Annotated in this window: 15 protein-coding genes; 11 read left to right on the forward strand and 4 right to left on the reverse strand. The window is 75.3% G+C overall.

The window, feature by feature from the left end; translation table 11 throughout:
- Nucleotides 1-12: 12 nt before the first annotated feature.
- Complete coding sequence (ppc, locus tag ACFY00_RS20630) at nt 13-2,811, reverse strand: phosphoenolpyruvate carboxylase (protein WP_388032952.1); 2,799 nt, start codon at nt 2,809-2,811, stop codon at nt 13-15.
- Between the two features lie 206 nt (nt 2,812-3,017).
- Here ppc and ACFY00_RS20635 point away from each other — a divergent pair, with 206 nt between their 5' ends.
- Nucleotides 3,018-4,289: a sensor histidine kinase gene (locus tag ACFY00_RS20635; protein WP_388032953.1), complete on the forward strand. Its 1,272-nt coding sequence runs from the start codon at nt 3,018-3,020 to the stop codon at nt 4,287-4,289.
- Between the two features lie 23 nt (nt 4,290-4,312).
- On the opposite strand, the gene ACFY00_RS20640 is transcribed toward ACFY00_RS20635, so the two are convergent.
- Nucleotides 4,313-4,777, reverse strand: a complete 465-nt coding sequence (locus ACFY00_RS20640; RefSeq protein WP_388032954.1) for an SUKH-3 domain-containing protein — start codon at nt 4,775-4,777, stop codon at nt 4,313-4,315.
- 124 nt (nt 4,778-4,901) lie between these two features.
- A complete protein-coding gene (locus tag ACFY00_RS20645) occupies nt 4,902-5,357 on the reverse strand; it encodes a YwqJ-related putative deaminase (RefSeq protein WP_388032955.1) in 456 nt (151 codons plus the stop codon).
- A gap of 310 nt (nt 5,358-5,667) precedes the next feature.
- On the opposite strand from ACFY00_RS20645, the gene ACFY00_RS20650 reads away from it, so the two are divergent.
- The 7 genes from ACFY00_RS20650 (at nt 5,668) to ACFY00_RS20680 (ending at nt 15,368) form a co-directional block, all read left to right on the forward strand.
- Nucleotides 5,668-6,840: a Gfo/Idh/MocA family protein gene (locus tag ACFY00_RS20650; protein WP_388032956.1), complete on the forward strand. Its 1,173-nt coding sequence runs from the start codon at nt 5,668-5,670 to the stop codon at nt 6,838-6,840.
- Nucleotides 6,837-7,820, forward strand: coding sequence for an NAD-dependent epimerase/dehydratase family protein (locus ACFY00_RS20655; RefSeq protein WP_388032957.1), 984 nt, complete (start codon nt 6,837-6,839; stop codon nt 7,818-7,820). The genes ACFY00_RS20650 and ACFY00_RS20655 overlap by 4 nt, the downstream gene beginning before the upstream one ends.
- A gap of 103 nt (nt 7,821-7,923) precedes the next feature.
- A complete protein-coding gene (locus ACFY00_RS20660; RefSeq protein ID WP_388032958.1) occupies nt 7,924-9,060 on the forward strand; it encodes a DegT/DnrJ/EryC1/StrS family aminotransferase in 1,137 nt (378 codons plus the stop codon).
- Nucleotides 9,061-9,253: 193 nt separating this feature from the next.
- Nucleotides 9,254-10,360: a DegT/DnrJ/EryC1/StrS family aminotransferase gene (locus tag ACFY00_RS20665; protein WP_388032959.1), complete on the forward strand. Its 1,107-nt coding sequence runs from the start codon at nt 9,254-9,256 to the stop codon at nt 10,358-10,360.
- 133 nt (nt 10,361-10,493) lie between these two features.
- On the forward strand, nt 10,494-11,495 hold the full coding sequence (locus ACFY00_RS20670) for an SMI1/KNR4 family protein (protein ID WP_388032960.1): 1,002 nt from the start codon (nt 10,494-10,496) through the stop codon (nt 11,493-11,495).
- A 14-nt stretch (nt 11,496-11,509) separates the two neighbouring features.
- Nucleotides 11,510-13,942, forward strand: a complete 2,433-nt coding sequence (locus tag ACFY00_RS20675) for an SUKH-4 family immunity protein (protein WP_388032961.1) — start codon at nt 11,510-11,512, stop codon at nt 13,940-13,942.
- Nucleotides 13,943-14,102: 160 nt separating this feature from the next.
- A complete protein-coding gene (locus tag ACFY00_RS20680; protein ID WP_388032962.1) occupies nt 14,103-15,368 on the forward strand; it encodes a hypothetical protein in 1,266 nt (421 codons plus the stop codon).
- 37 nt (nt 15,369-15,405) lie between these two features.
- Here ACFY00_RS20680 and ACFY00_RS20685 read toward each other — a convergent pair whose 3' ends face one another.
- The gene (locus tag ACFY00_RS20685) at nt 15,406-16,713 is read right to left on the reverse strand and encodes a nucleotide sugar dehydrogenase (protein ID WP_388032963.1); all 1,308 of its coding nucleotides are present in this window, start codon (nt 16,711-16,713) and stop codon (nt 15,406-15,408) included.
- A gap of 551 nt (nt 16,714-17,264) precedes the next feature.
- Between ACFY00_RS20685 and mfd the strand changes: the two genes are divergently transcribed.
- From mfd to ACFY00_RS20700, 3 genes are all read left to right on the forward strand, one after another.
- Nucleotides 17,265-20,870: a transcription-repair coupling factor gene (mfd, locus tag ACFY00_RS20690; protein WP_388032964.1), complete on the forward strand. Its 3,606-nt coding sequence runs from the start codon at nt 17,265-17,267 to the stop codon at nt 20,868-20,870.
- Nucleotides 20,871-21,038: 168 nt separating this feature from the next.
- Nucleotides 21,039-21,665, forward strand: a complete 627-nt coding sequence (locus ACFY00_RS20695) for a SurA N-terminal domain-containing protein (RefSeq protein WP_388032965.1) — start codon at nt 21,039-21,041, stop codon at nt 21,663-21,665.
- A 169-nt stretch (nt 21,666-21,834) separates the two neighbouring features.
- Entirely contained in the window at nt 21,835-22,218 is a 384-nt protein-coding gene (locus ACFY00_RS20700) for an LPXTG cell wall anchor domain-containing protein (protein ID WP_388032966.1), read from the forward strand.
- Nucleotides 22,219-22,235 lie beyond the last annotated feature (17 nt).

The following is a 22,235-nucleotide window of genomic DNA, read 5'->3' on the forward strand; positions in this document are numbered from 1 at the left end:
CGTCGGGGCGGGTCAGCCGGTGTTGCGCAGGCCCGCCGCGATGCCGTTCACGGTGAGCAGCAGCGCGCGGGCGCGCAGCGGGTCCTCCGGGCGGCCGGCCGCGACCTCCTCGCGCTGGCGGCGCAGCAGCGCGACCTGCAGGTAGGAGATCGGGTCGAGGTAGGCGTCGCGCACGGTGAAGGTCTGCTTGAGGACCGGATTGTGCTCCAGCAGCTCCGACTCGCCGGTCAGCCGCAGCACCTCGCGCAGGGTGAGGTCGTGCTCGGCGACGATCTGGTCGAAGATGTGGTGCAGTTCGGCCGGGACGAGCTGCTCGACGTAGTGGCGGGCGATCCGCAGGTCGGTCTTGGCCAGCGTCATGGCGACGTTGGACAGGAAGTTGCGGAAGAAGTGCCAGTTGCCGTGCATCTCGTCGAGCACGTCCGACAGCCCGGCCGCGCGGGCCGCCGCCAGGCCGGAGCCCACGCCGTACCAGCCGGGCACGATCTGCCGGGACTGCGTCCAGCCGAACACCCACGGGATGGCCCGCAGGCCGTCCAGGCCCGCGCCGCTGTCGGGGCGGCGGGACGGGCGGGAGCCCAGGTGCAGCGAGGCCAGCTGGTCGACCGGGGTCGCGGCGAAGAAGTACTTCGGCAGGTCCTCCTGCTCGACCAGGGCGCGGTACGCGGTGTGCGCGGCCTCGGAGACCCGGTCCATCGCGGCGTCCCAGCGGGCCAGCTCCTCGGGGGCCTGGCGGGGCGCGGTGTGCAGCGCGGAGGCGGCCAGCGTGGCGGAGAGGGTCAGCTCCAGGTTCTCCCGGGCCAGCGAGGGCAGCAGGTACTTGTCGCTGATCACCTCGCCCTGCTCGGTGACCTTGATCTCGCCCTCCAGGGTGCCCCACGGCTGGGCCAGGATCGCCTCGTGCGAGGGGCCGCCGCCGCGGCCGACGGTGCCGCCGCGGCCGTGGAAGAGCCGCAGCCGGATGCCGTAGCGGTGCGCGACGTCGCGCAGCCGGCGCTGGGCGCGGTGGATCTCCCACTGCGAGGTGGTGATGCCGCCGAACTTGGAGGAGTCCGAGTAGCCGAGCATGACCTCCTGGACGTCGCCGCGCAGCGACACCAGCAGCCGGTAGGAGGGGTCGGAGAGCATCTCGTCCAGGATCCGGTCGGCCTCCTGGAGCTCGTCGGTGGTCTCCAGCAGCGGCACGATGCCGATCTTGGCGATGCCCGCGTGCAGGTCGATCAGGCCGGCCTCGCGGGCCAGCACCGCGGCCGCGAACACGTCGTCGGCGCCCTGGCACATCGAGATGATGTACGACTCGACGATCTCGTCGCCGAAGCGCTCGAAGCCCTCGCGGATGGTGGTGAACACGCCCAGCGTCTTGGCGCCCGCGGCGTCCAGCGGCGCCGGGGTCGGGGCCAGCGGGCGGCGCGAGCGCATCTCCTTGGACAGCAGGCGCTGGCGGTACTCGCGCGGCATGTCGGTGTAGCGCCACGCCTCCTCGCCGAGCCGGTCGAAGAGCTGGCCCAGCGCGTGGTGGTGCGCCTCGGCGTGCTCGCGCACGTCCATGGTGGCCAGCTGCAGGCCGAACGCCTCGATGGTGCGGATCGCCCGGGCCAGGCGGCCGTCGGCGATCAGGCCGCCGCGGTGGGCGCGCAGCGAGTCCTGGATCAGCCGCAGGTCGGCGATCAGGTCGCGGGTGCCGACGTAGTCGCGGCCCGGGGTGGGCGGCGTCCCGGCGGCCAGCCGGTCGCGGGTGTTCTCCAGCTTGATCCGGATGCAGGTGGCCTTCAGCCGGTACGGCTCCTCGGCGTTCATCCGCTTGTAGCGCGGGCTCAGCTCCGGCAGGTGGGTCAGGTCGGCGTCCAGCGAGGCCAGCAGCTCCTCCGAGGCCCCGGCCAGGCGGACCGAGGTGGAGAGCGAGGCGCGCAGGTCGTCGATCGCCTCCAGGGCGTCCTTGATGCCGTACTCGTGCTGCAGGTTGAGGACGTCCCAGGTGACCCGCGGGGTGACGTTCGGGTTGCCGTCGCGGTCGCCGCCGATCCAGGTGCCGAAGGTCAGCGGGCGCACGCCCTCGGGCAGCGTCAGGCCGACCCGGGCCAGCTCCTCGTGCAGCTCCTCCAGCACCTCCGGGACGGCGTCGCGGTACAGCTCGTCCAGGTAGTAGACGGCGTTGCGGGCCTCGTCGGTGGGCTCCGGGCGGGCGATCCGCAGCTCGTCGGTCTGCCACAGCAGGTCGATCACCTCGGCCAGGCGGCGGTCGGCCTGGCGGCGGGCGGAGGTCTGCCGGGCGCTGTCGACCCGGCCGGTGGCGGCCTGCTCGCGGTGGATGCGCTCCAGCAGCTCGCCGACCCGGCGCAGCTTGTTCAGCACCGAGCGGCGGGCCGCCTCGGTGGGGTGCGCGGTGAAGACCGGGCGGACCGCGAGGTTGGCCAGGGTGTCGGCCAGGTGCTTCGGGTCGGCGTCCTTCAGCTGGTCCATGGTCTGCGACAGCAGCGAGCCCTCGCGGGCCCGGCGGGAGGCGAACTCCCGGCCGCGGTGCACCTGCTCGGTGACGTTGGCCAGGTGGAAGTAGGTCGAGAAGGCGCGCACCAGCTTCGCGGCGGTGTCCAGGTCGATCTCGGCCAGCAGCTGGGCCGTCGCCTCGCCGTCGGTGCGGCTCAGCAGGCGGACCTGCTCGACCAGGCCCAGCAGTTCGGGGCCCTCCTGGCGCACCAGGGTCTCCCCGAGCAGATCGCCGAGCCGGCGGATGTCCGCCCGCAGCGCGGCGTTGTCGTCCGCGTCGGCGATCACGGAGGGGCTGTCCGCCGGAGTGGGGACCGGAGCGGTCACGGCTGTCTCCCTGTGGTGGTGGGGTTCGGCAACGGCTCTGACATCACCGCGGTGCGGGTGACGGGTGCGGACCGCGCTGTCCGACGGGCAACAGCATAGGTGGCACGCGGTGCCAGGACGGAGAGGTGGCCGGATGGCGGACAGGTCGGGGCACCGGGCTGCGCCGGGGGTCCGGCCGCCGGGGCCGCTTGCGTATCGTGTCGGTCATGAGTGAGAAGCCGGCGGGGGACGGCGTGTGGTGGTGGGCGCGCAGGCGCAGCGCGGTGCTGGACGTGGGCCTGGCGGTGGCCTCGGGGCTGGAGTGCGCCGTCGGCGCGTACGGGCTGCTCCGGGACCGGCTGCACTGGGGGACGCCCGTCACGGTGGTGTGCGTGGTGCTGGGGGCGCTGGCCGGGGCGTCGCTGGTGGTGCGGCGGCGGTGGCCGGTGGTGCCGGTGGTGGTGGCGCTGGTGTTCGTGCCGGGCTTCTTCGGCGTGATGCTGCTGGTGGTCTCGCTGTACACGCTCGCCGCGACCTGGGAGTGGCCCTCGCGCCGGGCCCGGGTGGTGGTGCTGTCGGCGGTCGCGACGGTGGAGACCTTCGGCATGGTGCTGTTCGCGATGACGGCGCCCACGAAGGCCCCGCCCGCCGAACCGCTCCCGCCGACCTGGGTGTTCGTGCTGATCGCGGCCTTCGTCGCGGTCGGCATGGCCGTCGCCCCGATGGTGACCGGCCTGTACGTGGGGGCGCGGCGCCGCCTGGTGGAGTCGCTGAAGGACCGGGCCCAGGGCCTGGAGACCGAGCTGACGCTGCTGGCCGAGCAGGCCAGGGAACGGGCCTGGCGGGCCCGGGCCGAGGAGCGCACCCGGATCGCCCGGGAGATGCACGACGTGGTCGCGCACCGGGTCAGCCTGATGGTGGTGCACGCCGCCGCGGTGGAGCGGATCGTCCCCAAGGACCCGGCGAGGGCCCAGCAGTCGGCCCAGCTGATCGGCGAGACCGGACGGCAGGCGCTGGACGAGCTGCGGGAGATCCTCGGCGTGCTGCGGATGACCGAGCCGCAGGAGCAGGTGGAGGCCCCGGTCGGCGGCCTGGCCGAACTGCCGGAGCTGGTCGAGCAGTCCCGGGTGGCGGGCATGGCGGTGTCGCTGACGGTCAGCGGCGAGCGCCGGGCGTACGTCGCCGAGGCCGAGCAGACCGCGTACCGGGTGGTGCAGGAGGGCCTGACCAACGCGCACAAGTACGCGGGCGGGGCCCGGGTCTCGGTGCTGCTGGCGTACGTGCCCAACGGGGTGCGGGTGTCGGTGGTGAACGAGTGCCCGGGCGGGGCGGCGGTGCCGGTGGCGCTGCCCAGCGGGGGCAACGGGCTGGTGGGCATGCGCGAGCGGGTGGTGGCGCTCGGCGGGGCGTTCCACGCCGGGCCGGAGGGGGACGGCGGGTTCCGGGTGGAGGCGGTGCTGCCGTCCCGGCTGCGGCGCGCGGTGGCGCCCCCGGCCTGACGCGGCGCCGGGCCGGGCGGGCGTCAGCCGGGGTCGGACGCGGTGCGCAGCCGGTGCGGGGCGTGGCCGAGCACCAGGGTGCCGATCGCCCGGTCCACGCTGGCGCCCAGGTACCACTCGCCGGTGTGGTCGAGGCTGTACACCCGGCCCTGCTCGTCGATCGCCAGCAGCGCCTGCCCGTACAGCTCCTCGCCCAGCGGGGCCAGCCGGGTGTCGAGGGCGCGGCCGAGGTCGGCCAGGGTGCGCGGGGCGTGCAGGCCGCAGCGCGGGTCGAGCAGGAACGGGGTGCGGGCCAGGGTGGCGCCCGCGCCCGGGACGTCGAAGGCCAGGCCGCCGAACTCCGCCCAGGCCTCGATCGCGGCCGGGAACACCGCGTGCTGCGGCTCCTGCGGGCCGCCGTACGCGACCAGGGCGTCGGCCCACTGCTCGGCCTGCCGGATCTCCCAGCGGCCGGGGTGCCAGCCGGCCTGCTTGAGGGCGGCGGCCACGTCGGCCGGGAACCGGGGCTGGGTGCGGACGGTGCTGGCGTTCAGGGCGTGCTCCGGGAGTGCGGGGACGGGGGCGGGGTGCGCGGCGGAGGCGCGTGCGGGCGCGCGCTCGGCGGCGGCGCGCTCAGCGGCCGGGCGGGCCGACCGCGACGCTGGCCACGTTCAGGTGCTCCAGCAGCGGGGCGCAGGAGCGGCACGGCGGCGCGTGCGTGCCGTGCGCCGGGTCGCCCTCCTCGCGGATCCGCAGCGTGGTCATCCGGGCCCCCTTGAGCGCCTTGCGGGCCTCCTGCACCGTCATCGGCTTGCGCGCGGCCCGCTTCGAGCGGGACGCGTCGACCTGCCCCAGGTACTGGGACAGCAGCGCCGCCTCCGGGCAGCGGCCCACGAAGCGCTCGCGCTTCTCCACCGGCAGCCCCGCCAGGAACTCGCCGACCAGCGGGTGCAGCATCGGCGCCGGCTCCGACTTCTCCCCGGCCAGCGTGTGCACCTCGCCGCCGCGCAGCGACAGCGCGGCCGCGACCGCGGGCAGCAGGCTGTCGCGCTGGTGCCGCAGCACGGGCGGCGGGCCCGACTGGTCCATGACTGCTCCTCGGCATCGGTGCGGTGCGCCGGCAGTTCTCCGCTGCCGGGGGTCTGCTGACGGACGGTGGATCACGCAGGGTAGCGAACCCCACTGACAGGGGATCCTCACCCGAGAGCATCCAGCCTGCCAAACCGATTCGGGCCGCGCCGCGCCGGGGTACGGACACGGGGCGTGCGGAGGTGTACGGAGGGCCGAACTCCCGCCGCACGCGCCCCTGCTGGCCTTCACCGGTTTTGCCGATTGTGACCCGATGGGCCCGGCCGGGCCGGTACCGTTCGAGCGACGCGGCGGCAAGGGGGGTCTTGCGATGGGGTCGAACGTCGTGGCGCACGAGGCGCCCGGGGAACACGTGCCCACACCGGGCAGCACCGAACGCCCGCCCGACCGGCGGATCGGCCTGGCCGTCGTCGGCGCCGGGTACTGGGGACCGAACCTGGTCCGCAACGCGCAGCAGACCGCCGCCCTGCGGCTGCACTGGCTGTGCGACCTCGACGAACAGCGCTCCCGCAGGGTCCTCGGCGAGTACTCCACGGTCGCCGCCACCACCTCGTACGCGCAGGTGCTCGCCGACGAGCGGGTCCAGGCGGTGGCCATCGCCACCCCCGCCGGGGCGCACCACCGGCTGGCCCGGGCCGCCCTGGAGGCGGGCAAGCACGTCCTGGTCGAGAAGCCGATCACCACCACCGTCGAGGAGGCCGCCGACCTGGTCGCCCTCGCCGAGGAGCGCGGCCTCGTCCTGATGTGCGACCACACCTTCTGCTACACGCCGGTGGTGCGCCGGATCCGCGAGCTCGTGCACGGCGGCGAGATCGGCGACGTCCAGTTCTTCGACTCGGTGCGGATCAACCTCGGGCTGGTCCAGCCCGACGTCGACGTGCTGTGGGACCTCGCCCCGCACGACCTGTCCATCCTCGACTTCGTGCTGCCGCCGGGCGTCGAACCCGTCGGCGTCAGCGCCCAGGCCGCCGACCCGATCGGCGCCGGACGGGCCTGCGTGGCCTACCTGACGCTGCGCCTGTCCAACGGCGCGCTCGCCCACTGCCACGTCAACTGGCTCTCCCCGACCAAGGTCCGCACCACCCTGATCGGCGGCTCCCGCCGCACCCTGGTCTGGGACGACCTCAACCCGCAGGCCCGGCTCGCCGTCCACGACCGCGGCGTCGACCTCACCCCGCCCGACGAACTCACCGACGCCATCCGGCACCGCGCCCTGATCTCCTACCGGGTCGGCGACGTGGTCGCCCCCGCCCTGGTCGAGCAGGAGGCGCTGCGCAACGTCATGGGCGAGTTCGCCGCCGCCATCACCGAGGGCCGCGCCCCGCTCACCGACGGCCGCGCCGGACTGCGCGTGCTGCGCCTGCTGCACGCCGCCTCCCGCAGCCTCGAACTCGGCGGCGCGACCGTCCCCGTGGACACCGCCGCCGACGCCGGGCCGATCACCCGCCACCGCACCGCCGAACAGAAGGCCGCCGCCCGATGAACGCCGCCGTCCCCCTCGAGGGCTCCCGCTGCCTGGTCACCGGCGGCGCCGGAACCATCGGCTCCACCGTCGTCGACCAGCTGGTCGAGGCCGGGGCCCGCGAGGTCGTCGTCCTCGACAACTTCGTCCGCGGCCGCACCGCCAACCTGGCCCGCGCCCGCGAACTCGCCGCCCCCGGGCAGCTGCGGGTCGTCGACGGCGACATCCGCGACCGCGCCCTGCTGCGCGAACTGCTCGGCACCGGCACCGACCTGCTGTTCCACCTCGCCGCGATCCGGATCACCCAGTGCGCCGCCGAACCCCGGCTCGCCCTGGAGGTCATGGTCGACGGCACCTTCGACGTGGTCGAGGCCGCCGCGGAGACCGGCGTGCGCAAGGTGGTCGCCTCCTCCACCGCCTCGGTCTACGGCCTGGCGGACACCTTCCCCACGCCCGAGACCCAGCACCCGTACCACAACGACACCCTGTACGGGGCCGCCAAGGTCTTCAACGAGGGCCTGCTGCGCAGCTTCCACGCCATGCACGGCCTCGACTACGTCGCCCTGCGCTACTTCAACGTGTACGGCCCCCGGATGGACGTGCACGGCCGCTACACCGAGGTCTTCATCCGCTGGATGGAGCGGATCGCCGCCGGGCAGCCTCCGCTGATCTTCGGCGACGGCGCCCAGACCATGGACTTCGTCTACACCGAGGACATCGCCCGGGCCAACCTGCTGGCCGCCGCCGCCCCCGTCACCGACCGGGTCTACAACATCGCCTCCGGCACCGAGGTCTCGCTGCGCGGCCTCGCCGACGCCCTGCTCACCGCCATGGACTCCGACCTCGACGTCGAGCACGGCCCGGCCCGCGACACCGCGGGCGGCGTGGTCCGGCGGCTCGCCGACATCTCCGCGGCCGAGCGCGACCTCGGCTGGAAGCCCGAACTCGGGCTGGAGGACGGGCTGCGCAAGCTCGTCGCCTGGTGGCGCGAGCAGAGCTAGCGCGCAGCGCGCAGGACGCCCGCGGGAGCCGGCCGCGCCCGGGCGGGGGTGAACCGTCCACGGGCGCGGCCGCCCACCCTGCGCGATGCGAAGGAGCACCACCGTGTCCACCATCCCCGTCATGGTCCCCTGGCTCGGCGACGAGGAGGCCGAGGCCGCCGCCGAGGCGGTCCGCTCCGGCTGGGTCGCGCAGGGCCCCCGGGTGGCCGCCTTCGAGCGGGCGTTCGCCGAGCACCTCGGCGTCCCGCACGCCGTCGCGGTCTCCTCCTGCACCACCGCCCTGCACCTGGCGATGATCGGCGCGGGCGTCGGCCCCGGCGACGAGGTCGTGGTGCCCTCGCTGTCCTTCATCGCCACCGCCAACGCCGTCACCTACGTCGGCGCCACCCCGGTCTTCGCGGACGTCGACCCGGCCACCGGCAACCTCACCCCCGACACCGTCGCCCCGCTGCTCACCGACCGCACCCGGGCCGTCGTCGCCGTCGACCAGGGCGGCGTCCCGGTCGACCTGGACGCGATCCGGGCCCTGGTCGAACCGCGCGGCGCCGTCGTCGTCCAGGACGCCGCGTGCGCCGCCGGCTCCGTCTACCGCGGCCGACCGGCCGGCGCGGGCGCCGAGATCGCCGCCTACTCCTTCCACCCGCGCAAGCTCCTCACCACCGGCGAGGGCGGCATGGTCACCTGCCGGGACGCCGCGCTCGCCGCCCGGCTGCGGCGCCTGCGCGAGCACGGGATGAGCGTCTCGGCCGCCGACCGGCACGCCGGGGCGGCCGGGGCCGGCATCGTCGAGACCTACGACGAGATCGGCTTCAACCACCGGATGACCGACGTCCAGGCCGCGATCGGCCTGGTCCAGCTCGGCAAGCTCCCCGCGATGGTCGCCCGCCGCCGCGAACTCGCCGACCGCTACCGGGACCTGCTCGGCCCGGAACTCGCCGCCCGGCTGGTCGGCGACCCGGCGCACGGCACCTCCAACTTCCAGTCGCTGTGGCTGCTGCTCCCCGAGGACGCCCCCGACCGCGGCGAGGTCCTCGCCCGGCTGGCCGCGGACGGCGTCTCCGCCCGGCGCGGCATCATGGCCGCCCACCTGGAGGCCCCGTACAAGGGCACCGCCCGGGTGCCGCTCCCGGTGACCGAGACGATCACGTCGCGGACGCTGATCCTGCCGCTGTACCACTCGCTCACCCACGCGCAGCAGGACCACGTCGTCTCGGCGCTCAAGGCGGCCCTGGGCCGCTAGGGCCCGTCTTCAAACCCCCGCCTGCCCCACGATGCCTGGCACGCCCTCTCGCCGCACCGGGCGAAAGGCCAAGTACAGCCAGTACGAGGCCTTCCACCCGGCACGCCGAGAGCACGCACCAGACACCGCAGGGCTGCGACGGGGGTTTGAAGACGGACCCTAGGCCCCCCTACCCCCGAAAGGTTCTGCCCACATGACGAACATCCCCCTGGTCGACCTGCACGCCTCGCACGCCGAGATCGCCGACGAGGTCCGCGCGGGCTTCGACGCGGTGCTGGCGAGCGGGGCCTACATCAAGGGCCCGGACGTGGCCGCGTTCGAGCGGGAGTACGCGGCGTTCTCCGGGGTGGGGCACGCGGTGGGGACGGCGAACGGCACCGACGCGCTGGAACTGGCTCTGCGCGCACTGGAGTTGAAGCCCGGCGGCGGGGTGGTGCTGCCCGCGAACACCTTCGTGGCCACCGCCGAGGCGGTGGTCCGGGCCGGGCTGCGGCCGGTGCTGGTGGACGTGGACGAGGAGCACCTGCTGATCGACGTCGAGCAGGCCGCCGACCGGGTCACCCAGGCCGTCGCCCTGCTGCCCGTCCACCTCAACGGCCAACTCGCCCCGGTGGACCACCTGCTGGAGGTCGCCGACGGGCTGCCGGTGGTCGAGGACGGCGCCCAGTCGCAGGGCGCCACCCGGCACGGCCGCCCGTCCGGCAGCTGGGGGCGGATCTCGGCCACCAGCTTCTACCCGGGCAAGAACCTCGGCGCGTACGGCGACGCGGGCGCGGTGGTCACCGACGACGCCGAACTCGCCGACGCGGTCCGGCTGATCGGCGACCACGGCTCGGCCCGCAAGTACGTCCACGAGAAGTTCGGCTTCAACTCCCGGATGGACACCCTGCAGGCCGTGGTGCTGCGCGCCAAGCTCCGCCGCCTGCCCGCCTGGAACGAGGCCCGCCGGGCCGCCGCCGAACGCTACGACAAACTGCTCGGCGGCCTGGACGGCCTCACCCTGCCGCGCACCCTGCCCGGCAACGAGCACGTCTGGCACCTGTACGCGGTGCGGGTCGACCGCGACCGCGACGGCGTGCTGGCCGCCCTGCAGGAGGCCGGGATCGGCGCGGGCGTGCACTACCCCGTCCCCGTGCACCTGCAGCCCGCCTTCCGGCACCTCGGGTACGCCGAGGGCGCGTTCCCGGTCACCGAGCGGGCCGCCGGGCAACTGCTCACCCTGCCGCTGTTCCCGCAGCTCACCGAGGGCCAGCAGGCCCGGGTCGCCGAGGCGCTGGCCGCCGCGCTGCGCCGCCGCTGACCCGCGCCGGGCACCCGGTCGGCCCCCGGCCGTCCGGGCCGCCGGTCAGGGTGGGCCCGTGCCCCGAACGCGAACGGCCGTTGCCCTACGCTGGTCCCCGAGGAAATCGGCTTCTGCCAGTGGGGGACCACAGATGACGACAGGTCGGCCCGGCACCGCCGCCGTGCCCAACGCGGCGTACGCGGGCCAGGTGGTGCAGTTCCCGGACCCGGTCCGGGCCCAGCGGCACCCCCGGGGCGTGCGCGTCGACGAGAACGGCCACCCCGACTTCGCGCCGTACGCGGCCGCCGCCGCCGAGGTCGCCGACCCGCCGGAGGGCTTCGGCGTCGACGAACTGCGCCTGACCGACTACGTGTCGGCGAACGCCGCGCTGTACACCCAGGGCCACGAGCTCTGGGCCGACCTGGAGAGCGCCGTCGCCACCCCGCCCGGCTGGACGTGGCACCACGTGGTCGGCCGCGCCCCCGCGGGCTGGCGCCGGATGGAACTCGTCCCGGTCGAGGTCAAGGCCCTGCTGCGGCACCACGGCGGCCTGGCCAACTCCACCGCCGACCACACCCGCCGCGGCACCCGCCCGCTGCAGGACCGCCGCCCCGCGCACTTCGCCCTCGCCAAGGACGGCGGCGACCCGCTCGTCGTCACCGAGGACCTCGTCCAGCGCGCCGAACAGCGCCTCGGCCACCCGCTGCCCACCGCCTACCGGGACTTCCTGAAGCTCACCGGCGGCCGCGGCCCGGCCGGCGTCGCCCTCGACGTGGACCTCGGCCTGCTGGTCGACCAGCCGTTCCTCACCCTGAGCGAGGAGTACGGCACCCAGGACCTGGTGTACGCCAACAAGTGCCTGCGCGACCACCTCACCAAGGACCACCTCGCCGTCGCCTACCTGCAGGGCGGCCTGCTGACCGTCAAGGTCCGCGGCGAGGGCACCGGCTCGGTCGGCTTCCTGCCCCACGACGACGCCCGCGACGACGGCTCGGACGAGTCCGTCGAGCAGCGCGTGCAGCGCCTCCTGCTGCCCTGCGCCGACAGCTTCGACGCGTTCCTGCTGCGCCTCGCGGGCAGCCCCGCGGAGCTGGAGACCGTCGCCGAACTCATGGTGGACGGCGGCTTCGCCCGCGCCGTCCCGGTGAACTGACCAGAACGACGAGGGTGGGACGAGACGTGGTGACCACGTACGCGCAGGCGCAGGAGACCGCCGAGGACTGGATCAACGCCGGGGTGCCGCGCTCGCAGCACCGCGAGGTGAAGGTCCGCGAGTTCGACCTCGGCTACGTCTGCTGGGCCGTCGACGGCAGCGAGCACACCGGCGGCCCCGGCACCTCGCTGCGCCTGGTGATCGCCCGCGACGGCGGCGCCAGCACGCTCTGGCCGCCGCTGCCGGTCAACGAGGTGGTCCGGCAGTACGAGGAGCTGTACGGCACCGAGAGCGCCCCCAACCCGGCGGGCGCCGCCAAACCGGTGCGCGGTGCGGTCGAGGCCACCTCCTTCCTGCTCAGCCCCCCGCAGTGGCTGCAGGAGGCCGGGGCCGCCGCGATCGCCGCCGAGGCCGACCGCCTGGGTGCGCCCGCCGCGGCGGCGCCCGCCGCCCCCGTGGCGCCCGCCCCCGCGCCCGCTCCTGCGCCCGTTCCGGCTGCCGCGCCGGTGCCGCCGCCCGTCCCGGTGCAGCAGGGCGGGCAGTTGCCGGAGCCCGGCGGGGAGGGACCGAGCTACTTCACCGGCACGCCCGGCACGCCCGGCACGCCCGGCACGGGCCTGCCCGTGCCGCCGCCGCCCGGCGCTCCGGGCGGCCCCGCCGTGCCCGGCTCCGAGGACGCCACCGTGCTCGCCCCGGGCGGTCTCGGCGTCCCCGTGCCCGGTGCCCCCGCGCCCGTGCCGCCCGGCGCCACCCCGCCGTACCCGGTCGGCGGTCCGGCCACGCCGGTGCCCGGCACGCCCGTCCCGCCCGCCGCCCCCGTCCCGCCGGGCCCGCCCGTTCCGCCGGGCCCGTCCGGCCCCGGGGTCAACTACGCGGCCACCATGCTCGCCACCGACGGCCCGCCCGGGCTGATGGGCCTGCCCGGCGCCCCCGGCCCCGGCCAGCCGCTGCCCGGCACCCCGCAGTTGGGCCGCGGCGGCCCCGGCGTCCCGCCGCCGCCCCCGCCGAACGACCTGCTGCCGTCCACCGGCGGACCCGCGCACGCCCAGTTGGGCCGCGGCGGCCCCGGCGCGCCCCCGCCCCCGCCGCCGAACGAGCTGCTGCCCCCCGGCGGCGGCCCCGCCGCGCACTCCGGCGGCCGCGGCGGCCCCGGTGCCCCGCCGCCGCCCGCCCCGGCGGGCCTGCGCGCCGAGGGCGCGCCCGGCGCGCCCGGTGCCGCCCCGGCGCCCGCGGCCGCCGCGGTCGCGTACCAGGCGACCCAGCTGGCCCCGGCGATCGAGCTGCCGCCGGGCGCGACCCCGCCGTTCCCGATGCCGGGCGCCCCCGGCCAGCCGTTCCCGGGCGCCCCGGCGCCGCAGGGCGCGCCGCCGTTCCAGGCGCCCCCGCCGCCGCCGCCGTTCCCGGGCGGCCCGCAGCCGGGTCCGGGCTTCCCGCCCGGAGCCCCCGCGCCGGTGGCCCCGCCGCCGGCCGGTCCGCCGACGGTCGGCCCCGGCACCACCGCGGTGGTCAACTACCGGGGCCCGGACGGCTCCGAGCTCAACCTGGTGATGACCTCCGAGCTGGGCACCCCGCACCCCGAGTGGAAGGCCCTGCAGGAGCTGCGCCGCCTCGGCGTGCCCGCCGACCAGGTGCTGGAGGTGCACACCGACCTGGAGCTGTGCGACCTGCCCGGCGGCTACTGCGCCCGGATGGTGCGGGCGTCCTGGCCGAACGCCCGGATCAGCCACACCGCCCCGTACGGCCGCGACGCCGCGTCCCGGCAGGCGGGCATGAACGTGCTCAGCGAGCACGTCGAGCAGCTGCACCAGCTGGTGTCGGCACCGCCGCGCCCGCGCACCGTCCGGGTGCCGCTGCCCGCGCCCGGCACCGTCCCGCAGCAGCAGCCGCCCGCGCCGCCGCAGCAGCTCGCGGCGGAGTTCGGCGCCCTGTTCGGCCCCTCGATGTTCCGGTTCGAGCAGCGCGCGGTGGCCCGGCAGGGCGTGCCGGAGCCGGTCGCCCAGACGCTGATGTGGGTCGGCCTGCCGCGCGAGTTCGCGCCGTTCTTCTGGGCCCAGGCGCAGGAGGGCCGCCCCATCCCGACGCTGGCCGAGCTCGCCGCCGAGCGCGGCCTGCCGCCCGGCCCGGACTTCGGCGGCTACCTGGTGCTCGGCAACGACTACGGCCGCCAGCTGTGCGTCCAGTACGGCACCGCCGCGGTGGTCGCCGTCGACCTGGAGAACCCGGCCGAGCCGCCGCGCTTCGTCAACACCGGCGTCCCCGAGTTCGTCGGCTGCCTGGCGGTGCTGGCCCGGATGTGGCGGCTGCGGCTGGGCCTCACCCCCGAACAGGCCGGACGCTGGACCACCGACCTCCAGGCCCAGCTGATGGCCGTCGACCCGGCCGCCGTGCACACCCCGGAGAGCTGGTGGGCGGTGCTCGTCGAGCAGTTCTGGGACGGTCTGCTGTAGTGCCCCGCCGCGCGGCCGGTTTCCCCGGCCGCGCGGCGGCCCTGTTTGGTTTGCGTTCGTATCTGCGCAAAATAGGTCAATGGGACGGTTCACCCCGACCCACCCGAACCACGCACCCAGCGGGGCCGCGCAGCCCGCGAGCACGAGGAGAACAGCCGAAATGAGCGACGCCGTGTCCCAGTACGGCTTCACCCCGTCCCGGCGCGGCTACGCGCCCGACCAGGTCGACGCGGCCGTCACCGCCCTCATCCGCGCACGCGACGAGGCCTGGGAGCGGCTCAGCGTCCTCGGCGGCGGCCTGCGCGAGATGGAGAAGCGCCTCGCCGACATCAAGCAGGCCGCCGAGGACGCCCCCGACCCGGACTTCGCCGAGCTCAGCGACCAGGCCGCCGCCCTGCTCGGCATCGCCCTCAACGAGGCCGACGCGATCCACGCCAAGGCCGAGCGCGCCGCCGAGGACGCCCGCGACTCCGCCCACGAGGCGGGCGAGGCCGCGGCCAAGGCGGCCAAGGAGTACGCCGCCAAGCTGCGCGAGGACGCCGAGCAGTTCGCCCGCCGCACCGACGAGCGCAGCCGGGCCGAGGCCGAGCGGATCCGCGCCGAGGCCGACGCCGAGTGCCGCGCCCTGATCCACGCCGCGACCGGCCACGCCGCCCGGGTCCGGGTCGCCGCGGCCAACGCCTCCGAGCAATCCGAGAGCGCGCTCGCCGAGCGCCGCCGCAAGGCCGACGAGGAGTTCGCCGCCGCCGAGGCCGCCGCCGACGCCGCCGTGGCCAAGGTCACCGCCGCCGCCGACGCCCGGGTCAAGGAGGCCGAGCAGCACCGCGAGGCGATGCTCGCCGAGGCCCGCCGCCTCGACACCGAGGCCCAGGCCAAGGCCGACGCGGCGCTCGCCGCCGCGCGGGAGAAGGCCGACCGGATCAGGGCCGCCAGCGAGCGCGAGCAGGCCGACTTCGCCAAGCGCCTCGACAAGGTCCAGACCCACCTCGACCACATCAAGGGCACCCTGGCCTCGCTCACCGGCGCCGCCGTCGGCGCCATCGAGGACCCGGAGGACGCGGCCGAGGCCGTCGCCGCCAAGAAGGCCGACCTGGCCAAGGCCCCGGCCACCGACCAGCCCACCACCGTGCTGGGCCCGGTCAAGCCCAAGCAGGAGGACCCGCGCAAGCCCTACGCGCCCGCGGCCCCCGCCCAGCCCCCGGCCCCGCCCGCCAAGCCCGCGAGCTTCGCCAAGGAGCCGCTGCCCCCGAAGCCCGCGACCGCCCCGGCGGCCGCGCCGGAGACCCGCGCGAAGCCGGAGCCGAAGGCCGACGCGAAGCCGGACGCCACCGTCGAGGAGCGCATCGTCCCCAAGATCGTCATCGTCGACGACGGCATCGACCACGACACCCGCCCGGACCGCAACCGCATCCAGCGCCGGGGCTGAGCCCGGAGCGAGGGGGCGTCGCGGCGGAGGTGACCGGCTACAGCACCTCGACCGCGGCCCCCGTCAGGCGGCGGCGGCAGTCCAGGACGTACCGGGCGTGGGTGGCGACCGCCTCGTAGTCGAACTCGTCGTGGTCGGCGAGCAGGACGACCGCGTCGGCGGCCGCCAGCTCCTCCGGGGTGGCCTCGACCCGGTGCACGGCGGCGAGCGGGCCGCCCTCGTGGGCGGCGGTGCGCTGGCCCGGGACGTGCGGCTCGGCGACGTGCACGCCCGCCACCACGTGCGGGTCGGCGGCCCGGACCTCGGCGCCCTGGCGGGTGAGCAGCTCGACGACGCGGGCCGCCGGGGTCTCCCGCGCGTCGCCGGTGTTCGGCTTGTACGCCAGCCCCAGGACCAGCACCCGGGAGCCGTTCACGCTGCGCCGCCGCTGGTTGAGCGCCTCGGTGAGCCGGCGCACCACGTAGTCGGGCATGTGGCTGTTGACGTCGTTGGCGAGCTCGACGAACCGGAAGGACTGCCCCAGGGCCCGCTCCACCCGCCAGGACAGGTACGAGGGGTCGATCGGCAGGCAGTGCCCGCCCACGCCGGGACCGGGGGTGAAGCGGAGGAAGCCGAAGGGCTTGGTGGAGGCCGCGTCGATGGCCTCCCAGACGTCGATGCCGAGGTCGTGGGCGAACATCGCGAGCTCGTTGACCAGGGCGATGTTGACGTGCCGGAAGGTGTTCTCCAGCAGCTTGGTCAGCTCCGCCTCCTTGCAGGAGGACACCGGGACGGTCCGCTCGACCAGCTGCCCGTAGAAGTCGGAGACCGCGGCCAGGCCCTCGGGGGTGGTGCCGGAGACGACCTTCGGGGTGTTCTCCAGCTTCCACACCGGGTTGCCGGGGTCGATCCGCTCCGGGCTGTAGCCGAGGTGGAAGTCGGCGCCCGCCCGCAGCCCCGAGCCCGCCTCCAGCAGCGGGGCGAGCAGCTCCTCGGTGGTGCCCGGGTAGGTGGTGGACTCCAGCACCACCGTCGCGCCGGGCTTCAGGTGCCGCCCCAGCAGCTTCGCCGAGGCCTCGATGTAGGACAGGTCGGGGACGCCCTCGCGCAGCGGGGTCGGGACGGTGATCACCGCGACGTCGAACCCCGCGACGTCGGCCGGGTCGGCGGAGGGCAGGTACGCCCCGGAGTCGAGCAGCGGACGCAGCCGCTCCCCGGGGATGTCCTCGACGTACGACTCGCCGACCGCGAGCCGCTTGATCCGGCGTTCGTCCACGTCGTACCCGACGACCCGGTGCCCCACCTCGGCGGCGCGAACCGCGAGCGGGAGTCCGACGTAGCCCTGACCTGCGATGACAACGCGCATGACGAAGCAAACCCCCTGGGAAAGACCGGCGTCCCCACACCTTCTTCACACGAGGGTACGGAGCCCGGGCCTCCGCGCGGGCGGCTTCGCCCGAAGTGGTGCACGAGCGTGCGCGAGCGGCGGGAGGGGCCCGGAACGCCAGGACGCCGAGAGCCGCGGCGCCCGCCCGGGAGCGGACGCCGCGAGTCCCGGCGTGAGTGGCACGGGCGCCCCCACCCAGGGTCGCCCGGCCTTCGCACTCCCGACCCCCATCGAGGTGCGACCGCGCTTCCGCAGCCATCCCCCACGGTTGGATGCGGCCCGCGCTGACATCCATGGTGCGCGCTGACCATGGACGCACAGTGACGACAATGTGTCGGCCGCATGATCTCTGGACGAGCCCGTACGGATACCGGTGAGTCGGCCGGACCGGCCGGGAGGGTGCCGCACCGCGTGCCGGGCGGCGGCGCGGCGTAGGCTGGACACCCCCCGGGGCGCACCGCGTTCCGGGCTGTCGCGCTGCCCGGCCGTCTCCTGTGCCGGGCCACTCCCCGTCGTGGAGAAACTGACGTATGAGCCTGTCCGGACTGCTCGATGTCGTCGTACGGGACGCCGCCCTCGCCGAGGCGATCGAGGCGGCGGCCACGGGGCACAGGCAGCACCTCGACCTGGTCGGACCGCCCGCCGCCCGCCCGTTCGCGATCGCGGCGCTGGCCCGTTCGCTGGCCGCCCGGGGCGGTGGGAACGGGCGGCCGGTGCTGGCCGTGACCGCCACCGGCCGGGAGGCCGAGGACCTCGCGGCGTCGCTGCGCTCGCTGCTGCCCGCCGACGCGGTCGCCGAGTTCCCGGCCTGGGAGACCCTGCCGCACGAGCGGCTCTCCCCGCGCTCGGACACCGTCGGCCGCCGCCTGGCCGTGCTGCGCCGGATCGTCCACCCCCGGGCCGACGACCCGGCGGCGGGCCCGTTGCAGGTGGTGGTGGCGCCGGTGCGCAGCGTGCTGCAGCCGCAGGTGAAGGGCCTGGCCGAGCTGGAGCCGGTGGCCCTGCGGCGCGGCGAGCAGCACGACCTCGGCGAGATCGCCCGGCGGCTGGCGGCCGCGGCCTACGCCCGGGTCGAACTGGTCGAGAAGCGCGGCGAGTTCGCGGTCCGCGGCGGCATCCTGGACGTCTTCCCGCCGACCGAGGAGCACCCGCTGCGGGTGGAGTTCTGGGGCGACGAGGTCGAGGAGATCCGCTACTTCAAGGTCGCCGACCAGCGCTCCCTGGAGATCGCCGAGCACGGTCTGTGGGCGCCGCCCTGCCGGGAGCTGCTGCTGACCGACGAGGTGCGCGGGAAGGCCGCCGAACTGGCCGCCGAGCACCCCGAGTTGGGCGAGATCCTGGACAAGATCGCGCAGGGCATCGCGGTCGAGGGCATGGAGTCGCTGGCCCCGGTGCTGGTGGACGACATGGAGCTGCTGCTGGACGTCCTCCCGGCGGGTTCGATCGCCGTGGTCTGCGACCCGGAGCGGGTCCGCACCCGGGCCGCCGACCTGGTCGCCACCAGCCAGGAGTTCCTGGCCGCGTCCTGGGTGGCCGCCGCGGCGGGCGCCGACCGCCCGATCGACCTGGAGGCGATCGACGTCTCCGCCGCCTCGCTGTGGTCCCTGGCGGACGTCCGCGAGCACGCGGCGGGCATCGGTCTGCCGTGGTGGTCGGTCAGCCCGTTCGCCACCAGCGACTCCACCGTCCACGGCATCCTCGAACGCGACGCCGACACCCTCACCCTCGGCATGCACGCCGTCGAGGCGTACCGCGGCGACACCGCCCGGGCGATCGCCGACGCCCGGGAGCGGCTGGCCGCCGACTGGCGGGTGGTGATGGTGACCGAGGGCCACGGCCCGGCCTCCCGGCTGGCCGAGGTGCTCGGCAACGAGGGCATCGCGGCCCGGCTGGTCGCCGACCTCGCCGAGGCCCCGACCCGGGACGTGGTGTACGTCTCCTGCGGCTCGATCGAGCACGGCTTCGTCGACGAGGAGCTGAAGCTCACCGTCGTCACCGAGACCGACCTGTCCGGCCAGAGGTCCTCCACCAAGGACATGCGCCGGATGCCGTCCCGCCGCCGCAACGCGATCGACCCGCTGGCGCTGGCGGCCGGCGACTACGTGGTGCACGAGCAGCACGGCGTCGGCCGGTACGTGGAGATGGTGCAGCGCACCGTGCAGGGCGCCACCCGCGAGTACCTGGTGCTGGAGTACGCGCCCGCCAAGCGGGGCCACCCCGGCGACCGGCTGTTCGTGCCGACCGACCAGCTCGACCAGGTCACCAAGTACGTGGGCGGCGAGGCCCCGACCCTGCACCGGCTCGGCGGCGCGGACTGGGCCAAGACCAAGCAGCGGGCCAAGAAGGCGGTCAAGGAGATCGCCGCCGACCTGATCAAGCTGTACTCGGCCCGGATGGCGGCCCCCGGCCACGCCTTCGGCCCGGACACCCCGTGGCAGCGCGAACTGGAGGACGCCTTCCCGTACGCGGAGACGCCCGACCAGCTGACCACCATCGGCGAGGTCAAGGCCGACATGGAGAAGTCCGTCCCGATGGACCGGCTGATCTGCGGCGACGTCGGCTACGGCAAGACCGAGATCGCGGTGCGCGCCGCCTTCAAGGCGGTGCAGGACGGCAAGCAGGTGGCGGTGCTGGTGCCGACCACGCTGCTGGTGCAGCAGCACTTCTCCACCTTCGCGGAGCGGTACGCCAACTTCCCGGTCACCGTGAAGGCGCTGTCCCGGTTCCAGACCGACACCGAGGCGAAGGCCGTCCTGGAGGGCCTGTTCGAGGGCTCGGTGGACGTCGTCATCGGCACCCACCGGCTGTTCTCCTCGGAGACCAGGTTCAAGGACCTGGGCCTGGTCATCGTCGACGAGGAGCAGCGCTTCGGCGTCGAGCACAAGGAGCAGCTGAAGAAGCTGCGGGCCAACGTGGACGTGCTGACCATGTCCGCGACCCCGATCCCGCGCACCCTGGAGATGGCGGTCACCGGCATCCGCGAGATGTCCACCATCACCACCCCGCCGGAGGAGCGGCACCCGGTGCTGACCTTCGTCGGCCCGTACGACGAGAAGCAGATCTCGGCCGCGATCCGGCGCGAACTCCTGCGCGAGGGCCAGGTGTTCTACATCCACAACCGGGTCGAGTCGATCGACAAGGCGGCCGCCCGGCTGAAGGACCTGGTGCCGGAGGCCCGGATCGCCACCGCGCACGGGCAGATGGGGGAGACCCAGCTGGAGAAGGTCGTCGTCGACTTCTGGGAGAAGGAGTTCGACGTCCTGGTCTCCACCACCATCGTCGAGTCCGGCATCGACATCTCCAACGCCAACACCCTGATCGTCGAGCGCGGCGACACCTTCGGCCTGTCCCAGCTGCACCAGCTGCGCGGCCGGGTCGGCCGCGGCCGCGAGCGCGGCTACGCGTACATGCTGTACCCGCCGGAGAAGCCGCTCACCGAGACCGCGCACGAGCGGCTGGCCACCATCGCCCAGCACACCGAGATGGGCGCGGGCATGTACGTCGCGATGAAGGACCTGGAGATCCGCGGCGCGGGCAACCTGCTCGGCGGCGAGCAGTCCGGGCACATCGCGGGCGTCGGCTTCGACCTCTACATGCGGATGGTCGGCGAGGCGGTCGCCGAGTTCCGCGAGTCGCTGGACGGCGGCGGCGAGCCGGAGGAGGAGCCGCTGGAGGTGAAGATCGAGCTGCCGGTGGACGCGCACGTCCCGCACGACTACGCGCCGGGGGAGCGGCTGCGGCTGCAGGCGTACCGCTCGATCGCGGCGGTCAACTCGGAGGCCGACATCGCGCAGGTCCGCGAGGAGCTGACCGACCGCTACGGCAAGCTGCCCGAGCCGGTGGAGAACCTGCTGCTGGTGGCGGGGCTGCGGCTGTTCGCCCGGCGCTGCGGCATCGGCGACATCACCCTGCAGGGCAACTTCGTCCGGTTCGGGCCGGTCGAGCTGCGGGAGTCGCAGGAGCTGCGGCTGAACCGGCTCTACCCGCGCACCCAGGTCAAGTCCGCCGCCCGGCAGTTGCTGGTGCCGCGGCCGGGCAGCGGCGGCCGGATCGGCGGCAAGCCGCTGGTCGGGCGGGAACTGCTGTCCTGGTGCACGGAGTTCCTGGGCACCATGTTCGACGACCTCAAGCGGTAGCCGAGCACGCGCACCCGGTACGGGGCGCCGGGGCCGTCCCCGGCGTCCCGTACCGGATCGCCGCTCCCTGCGCGGGGTCTGGCACCCGGGCGCGGTGGTCAATAGTGTTCCTCCCAGCCACGTACGCAGAGCACCACCGGACCGCGCTCCACCGCCCAGGAGGCCCCAGTGATCCGCACCAGCTCCGCCCGCCGACTGCGCGCCGCCCTCGGCACCGCGGTCGCCGCCGCCGCGCTCGCCGCCTGCGGCGGCGCACCGGCGCACCAGGGGGCGGCCGCCGTGGTCGGCAGCGACCGGATCAGCATCGCCCAGGTCGAGGCCCGGGTCACCGCCGTCCGGGACGGCGCCGCGCAGAGCGGCGCCGCCACCGAGGAGCAGCCCGGCCTGGCCCGGCACGCCGTCTCCGACCTGATCCTCGGCAAGGTCGTCGCCCGCGCCCTGGCGGACCGCGGCCTGACGGTCAGCCAGGGCGAGATCGACCGCGCCCGGTCCGCGGACGCCCGGACCGTCGGCAGCGAGGCCAAGCTCGCCGAACTGCTGCGCGCCAAGCAGGGCGTCCCGGCCACCGACGTGGACGGCTTCTACCGGCAGCAGATCGGCCTGGTGAAGCTGGCCGACGGCCGGGACCCGTCCAGCGCCGAGGGCGACGCCGCCATCCGCAAGGCCCTGGTCGACGCGGGCACCGCCCTGCACATCGAGGTCAACCCGCGCTACGGCAGCTGGAACACCGCCGGGATCGGCCTGCAGGGCAGCTCCGACGACTGGCTCCCGAAGAGCGGCCAGGCCGCCCTGTAGCGGTCCGGGCGGCCCTCGGCCGAACGGGTGGGCGACCGGACGCGCGGGCCGTGTCCGGTCGGACGATCCCCCGCGGGCCGGTGAGGCTGGGTTCCTCCGCCCAGTCTGCCCAGTCCGCCCGCCGGTTGCGAGGTCCGCCGTGGTTCAGCGCCGTTCCCCCCTGCCGAGGATGCCGCGCGCCCTGTGCGCGGCCCTGCCCGTCGCCGGGCTCCTCGTCCCGCTCGCCGCCGCCCCCGCGGTGAGCCTGCCGGCGCGCGGCGACCTGACGGCGGCCGCCGACCTGGCCGGCACCGGCGCCGCGGGCGGCCGCTCCGGCGGCCTGGCCCGGGGTGACGCGGCCTCCTGGAAGGTCCCCGGCTCCTCGCCGACCCCGCCCCCGTCCCCCTCGCCGTCCCCGTTTTTGTCCCCGTCCAGCAGCCCCAGCGGCGCCGCGAGCGGCCGCCTCCCCGAGACCGGCACCGCCGGGGCCCTCCCGCTGATCGGCCTCGCCGCCCTCGGCTGCGTCCTGGCGGGGCTGATGGTCCTGGTCGCGAAGGCCCGCCGCAAGCACTGACCGGCCGTTCCCCCGCG

Origin of the sequence: Kitasatospora sp. NPDC001540 (genome assembly GCF_042894345.1) — a bacterium.
Lineage (GTDB): Bacteria > Actinomycetota > Actinomycetes > Streptomycetales > Streptomycetaceae > Kitasatospora > Kitasatospora phosalacinea_C.

What these genes read in the sequence shown, in the direction of transcription:
- ACFY00_RS20635 (WP_388032953.1), top strand. Translation starts at nt 3,018, where the DNA reads ATGAGTGAGAAGCCGGCGGGGGACGGCGTGTGGTGGTGGGCGCGCAGG.
- ACFY00_RS20645 (WP_388032955.1), bottom strand. Translation starts at nt 5,357, where the DNA reads ATGGACCAGTCGGGCCCGCCGCCCGTGCTGCGGCACCAGCGCGACAGC.
- ACFY00_RS20650 (WP_388032956.1), top strand. Translation starts at nt 5,668, where the DNA reads ATGGGGTCGAACGTCGTGGCGCACGAGGCGCCCGGGGAACACGTGCCC.
- ACFY00_RS20655 (WP_388032957.1), top strand. Translation starts at nt 6,837, where the DNA reads ATGAACGCCGCCGTCCCCCTCGAGGGCTCCCGCTGCCTGGTCACCGGC.
- ACFY00_RS20665 (WP_388032959.1), top strand. Translation starts at nt 9,254, where the DNA reads ATGACGAACATCCCCCTGGTCGACCTGCACGCCTCGCACGCCGAGATC.
- ACFY00_RS20670 (WP_388032960.1), top strand. Translation starts at nt 10,494, where the DNA reads ATGACGACAGGTCGGCCCGGCACCGCCGCCGTGCCCAACGCGGCGTAC.
- ACFY00_RS20680 (WP_388032962.1), top strand. Translation starts at nt 14,103, where the DNA reads ATGAGCGACGCCGTGTCCCAGTACGGCTTCACCCCGTCCCGGCGCGGC.
- ACFY00_RS20685 (WP_388032963.1), bottom strand. Translation starts at nt 16,713, where the DNA reads ATGCGCGTTGTCATCGCAGGTCAGGGCTACGTCGGACTCCCGCTCGCG.
- mfd (WP_388032964.1), top strand. Translation starts at nt 17,265, where the DNA reads ATGAGCCTGTCCGGACTGCTCGATGTCGTCGTACGGGACGCCGCCCTC.
- ACFY00_RS20700 (WP_388032966.1), top strand. Translation starts at nt 21,835, where the DNA reads ATGCCGCGCGCCCTGTGCGCGGCCCTGCCCGTCGCCGGGCTCCTCGTC.